This window comes from Microcystis sp. LE19-131.1A (genome assembly GCF_027532015.1).
In the GTDB taxonomy this organism is placed as follows: domain Bacteria; phylum Cyanobacteriota; class Cyanobacteriia; order Cyanobacteriales; family Microcystaceae; genus Microcystis; species Microcystis ichthyoblabe_A.
The window spans coordinates 1-4,298 of the sequence record NZ_JAPZSS010000303.1 but is presented as its reverse complement, the minus strand read 5'-3'; the positions used below and the strand labels follow the sequence as shown (position 1 = coordinate 4,298).

At 44.7% G+C, this 4,298-nt stretch carries 3 protein-coding genes and 1 pseudogene; 2 read left to right on the top strand and 2 right to left on the bottom strand.

Annotated elements, in window-relative coordinates; genetic code table 11:
* Positions 1–138: 138 nt before the first annotated feature.
* A pseudogene (locus O9323_RS21060) lies at positions 139–333 on the bottom strand (DUF3782 domain-containing protein); the annotation flags it as partial.
* A 449-nt stretch (positions 334–782) separates the two neighbouring features.
* On the opposite strand from O9323_RS21060, the gene O9323_RS21055 reads away from it, so the two are divergent.
* Both O9323_RS21055 and O9323_RS21050 read left to right on the top strand, forming a co-directional pair.
* On the top strand, positions 783–2,654 hold the full coding sequence (locus O9323_RS21055) for a BRCT domain-containing protein (RefSeq protein ID WP_193980106.1): 1,872 nt from the start codon (positions 783–785) through the stop codon (positions 2,652–2,654).
* 142 nt (positions 2,655–2,796) lie between these two features.
* Entirely contained in the window at positions 2,797–3,675 is an 879-nt protein-coding gene (locus O9323_RS21050) for an NAD(P)-dependent oxidoreductase (RefSeq protein WP_193977692.1), read from the top strand.
* Here the strand turns inward: O9323_RS21050 and O9323_RS21045 are convergent.
* Positions 3,672–4,022 carry a 4a-hydroxytetrahydrobiopterin dehydratase gene (locus tag O9323_RS21045; RefSeq protein WP_002762185.1) on the bottom strand — a complete coding sequence of 117 codons (351 nt, stop codon included), beginning with the start codon at positions 4,020–4,022 and terminating at the stop codon, positions 3,672–3,674. The genes O9323_RS21050 and O9323_RS21045 overlap by 4 nt on opposite strands.
* Positions 4,023–4,298 lie beyond the last annotated feature (276 nt).

Sequence of the window (4,298 nt, the reverse complement as noted above, 5' to 3'; positions counted from 1 at the left end):
GATTGTCTATCTTTTGGTATTAATCTATTTGTGCCTTAAGTCCTTTCCTGTATGAATTTCAGCTACTTTTGAGCGTAGTTGCTCTCATCGAATTTTATTTTAAGTTAATTATTTGCATAACAATTCCCGAAGAGCCGGAGTTGTTAGGTTATTAACAGCTTTGGTCGTTTCTTGTACCTGTTTTTTTAATTCTTCCATCGTGCGATTAGCTTCCTCTCTGCGGCGATCAGCTTCGGCACTGCGACGATCAGCTTCCTTTTGAAACTCGGCAAATTGGGCCTCAGTTCTTTCAAATAACTTGTAAATATCGGCGATCGTTACAGCGTCTGACATAGGAAGATTCTTCAAGCTTGAGGAGTCTAGTCCCATTCTAGCGACTTGGCGGAGGAGAAATGTCCCTAGCTTCTCATCCGTGTTTTTTCAATCAATTATTGACTATCAACAAATCAGCGATCGCAGTTCAAGGGGAAGGGGTCAAAGGTCAAAAGGCGATCGCGGTCAATGGATAATTATCAACCATAGCTCCTGCGGCCATGGGCTACTATTTTGAGCATCAGGAAGAAATTGACCTGGAAATCACCCAAGAATGGGATCAGGTACAAATTAGCATAACGCGAATAGCTAAATCACCTTTTTACAACGGGATGAAAAAAGTGACTTTTTCCCCGCCCTTCCCCCGAATGCACCCCGTAACTGATATAAGTAGAGATGTAGGTCTATAACCAAAATTGCCGCATCAGTTCGGTTAGGTGACTGTTTTTCGCTTGTCTAGGAGGGTAGATATGCTCAACGAATTAATTTATGAAGGATTAGGTTTAAGTGCTGTTTTCGGAGGACTATTCCTCTGGTCGCGCTCTAGTCTCGTCAGCAAAAATACCGCCCTTTTAGCCGCACAAGCGCAATTACAGCAAAGTAACTCAGATTTGTTGGCTCAAGTCAAGGGTTTAGACGTGGCGCAATCAGAGTTAAAAGACGAAAATCAGCAGCTGCACGCCAAAATCATTCACATAGAACAACATTCCGCCCAATTACAGCACAAAGCTACGGATTTAGAAAATTCTCTCCAGTCCCTCCAGCAAGCTGTGCAAATAGGTGAGAGTGAAATCGAACAACTGAAAACCACCGCTAAGGACATAGAAGCGGAGAAAGCTGGTTTGATGGAGCAGTTAGAGGCAGAAAAAGCCCAAATTACTAGCCTAGAAGCACAAATTCAAACTTTAGAGCAGCAAAAAGGTGAAATTAACCGTCAATTTGATTTGACCAAAAAACAGACCACCTCTCTCTATAGTCAAATTCAGACCCTAGAACAGGATAAAGCTCTCTTACAGCAAGATATAGAAAAAGCCGAGGAATTAAGGGCGAAAGTGGCCGATTTAGATCATAAAAACCAAGAATTAAGCGATTTAGCCGCCCAAATTCCCAACTTGCAAGGTCAAATTCAAACCCTAGAACAGAATCTGGCTGACCAAACAGAACAGTATGAGCAAGGACAGCAGGAAATAGCCAGCTTACAGGGTCAAATTAGCGGGTTAGAGCGGGAAAAAAAGTCTCTCAGCGAAGATTTAGCCGTAAGTCAAACTCGATCGCTCTCTTTAGGGCAAGAATGCGACAATTTAACTATAAAACTGCAAGAAACCGTCGCTCAAGTGACCGCCATAACCGCCGAAAAGGACAGTCTCGGCGCTCATCTCGAAGCAGCTAAACTGGAGTTACAAGCTTTAGAAGTCCAGAAAGGGGAATTATCGGCAGAATTAACCACTGCTGCTGAAAAAATTGCTCATTTAGAAGGGCAATTACAGGGATTAACCCAGTTACCCCAACAATTGGCTGATTCTCAGGCAAAAATTGCTGATTTAGAAGGGCAATTACAGGGATTAAACCAGTTACCCCAACAGTTAGAAACCTATCGGGAAAATATTGCTAATTTAGAGATTCAACTACACCAATTAAGTGCCGAAAAAGACCAATTGGAAGCCACAACTTCCCGTCATATCGAGGAATTAAGCCAACAAAATCGCCAACTAACTGAAGGTTTAGAAGCCCAAAAAATGGCGGCTAAAGCTTTAGAAAAGGAAAAAATTAAGTTTGAGGGCGAGTTAGCAACTAAGCAAGCAGAAATCGCCGCTTTAGAGGTTAAAATTCAAAACCTACAGCAAGAAAGAGACTATTTCTCTCGACAAACTGCTCCCATTATTACTAATGAACCAGAAGCAATTATTAGTGAAACTCCAGTAGTAGCAGAACCAGAAACCCCCCCGGTGATGGCCGATGAAACCCCTGTGGTAGAAGAACCAGAAACCCCCCCGGTGATGGCCAAGGAAACTCCGGTAGTAGCAGCAGAAAAAATCCCGGTTGCCGATACAAGTTTAGAAGTGCAACCCGCAGCAAAGATAGTGCAAACGAGTCAAGAATCCGCCGAAAATCCCCTAAGGGGAAAAAGCGTAGTTATACTAGGAACCTTCAGCAAAATCAGTCGCGAGAAAGCGAAATCATTGATTATTAATGTCGGTGGTACTGTTACCGGTTCCCCCAGTGCGAACACTGATTATATTCTCCTCGGTAAAGCTCCCGGTGAGAAACTCAAAAAGGCTCAAAAATTAGGCATTAAAACCCTTTCAGAAGCCCAATTTCTGCAAATGGTAGAATTATTTTAGCCGTCGGTTGTCAGGAGATAGGGTGATAGGGTTTTGGGGTGATAGGGTGATGAGACAGCTTCCCCACTTCCCCACTTCCCCACTTCCCCACTTCCCCACTTCCCCACTTCCCCACTTCCCCTTTCCCTTGATTACCAAAATTATGAGTCAAAAAATTGCCTTTTTAGGATTAGGAGTGATGGGAGCGCCGATGACGACTAATCTTGTCGGTCGAGGTTTTGCTGTTAATGCTTGGAATCGCAGCCCAGAAGCGCCGGGGATAATCATTGCCAGGGCATCAGGTGCGAACATTTGTTCTAGTATTGCCGCCGCCGTCAGGGATGCCGAGATTGTCTTTACCTGCGTCGGGGATGTGCCTGACGTGGAAGCGGTAATTTTAGGACCGGGGGGTGTCATGGAATCGGCAGCGGTGGGAACTCTGGTGGTGGATATGAGTACCATTGGCTCTCAAGCCGCTAGGATGATTGGTAAAAAGCTAGAGGAAAATAATCTCCGTTTTCTCGATGCTCCCGTCTCTGGGGGCGATATTGGGGCGAAAAACGGCACTTTAACCATTATGGTGGGGGGGAAAGAAGCGGATTTTCAGACTTGTTTGCCCTGTTTTCAAGCCATGGGCAAAACTATTCGCTGGTGTGGCGAAATCGGCAACGGACAAGCGGTAAAACTCTGTAATCAAGTCTTGGGGGCGGTTCACATGGTGGCGCTGTGTGAGGCTCTAAAAATGGCAAAAATTCAAGGATTAGACCCCAATTTAGTTATAGAAGTCTGTAAAACGGGGGCGGCGGGTTCTTGGGCTTTGGAAAATTTGGGACCAAAAATCCTCGCCCAAGATTTACAGCCAGCTTTTATGATTGAACATATTTTAAAAGATTTGCGATTAGTTAAAGAAACTGCCCAGACAGCCGGGGAAATTCTGCCCGGGACAGATTTAGCAGAAGCTTTATTTAAAGTAGTAGCGGAATTGGACGAAGGCAAGGGAATTAAACAGGGAACCCAAGCGATGATTCGTGCCTACGATTAGGCCTTTTGTTGGCGATAAATATCATCGGTACGGGCAGCCATGATGAAATCATTTTGATGTAATCCCCCCACGTCATGGGTCCACCAAGAAACGGTAACTTTACCCCATTCTGTCAATAAAGCTGGGTGATGGCCTTCTTTTTCCGCCGCTTCTCCCACGGCATTAGTAAAGGCGATTGCCCCTTGAAAATTGGCAAATTTATAGAGTTTTTGCAGACGGGGAATACCCTCGTATTCTAAGAGATTCCAATCGGGAATTTTAGCCTGTAAAGCGGTAATTTCCTCGGCAGTGATAGGAGAAGAACCCGATTGATAAGGTTGACATTTTTGTTGAGCAAGTTCGGTCATAGGGGTATCAATCTAGATTTTTTAAGTAAGTGGTTATAATTAAATTGAAGATAGATTTTGCCTCTGATCCCCCCTGCCCCCCTTGATAAGGGGGGTGCCGATCCCCCCTTAGTCCCCCCTTGATAAGGGGGGTGCCGATCCCCCCTGCCCCCCTTTAATCCCCCCTTAATAAGGGGGGCATCTGACAACTTTTAACGCCTACCTACTTATCAAATTTAGCCAAGATTTTCAATCCTTCTTCTGGGTTGCCATTAGCTGCCATTTCCTTAAATCTAG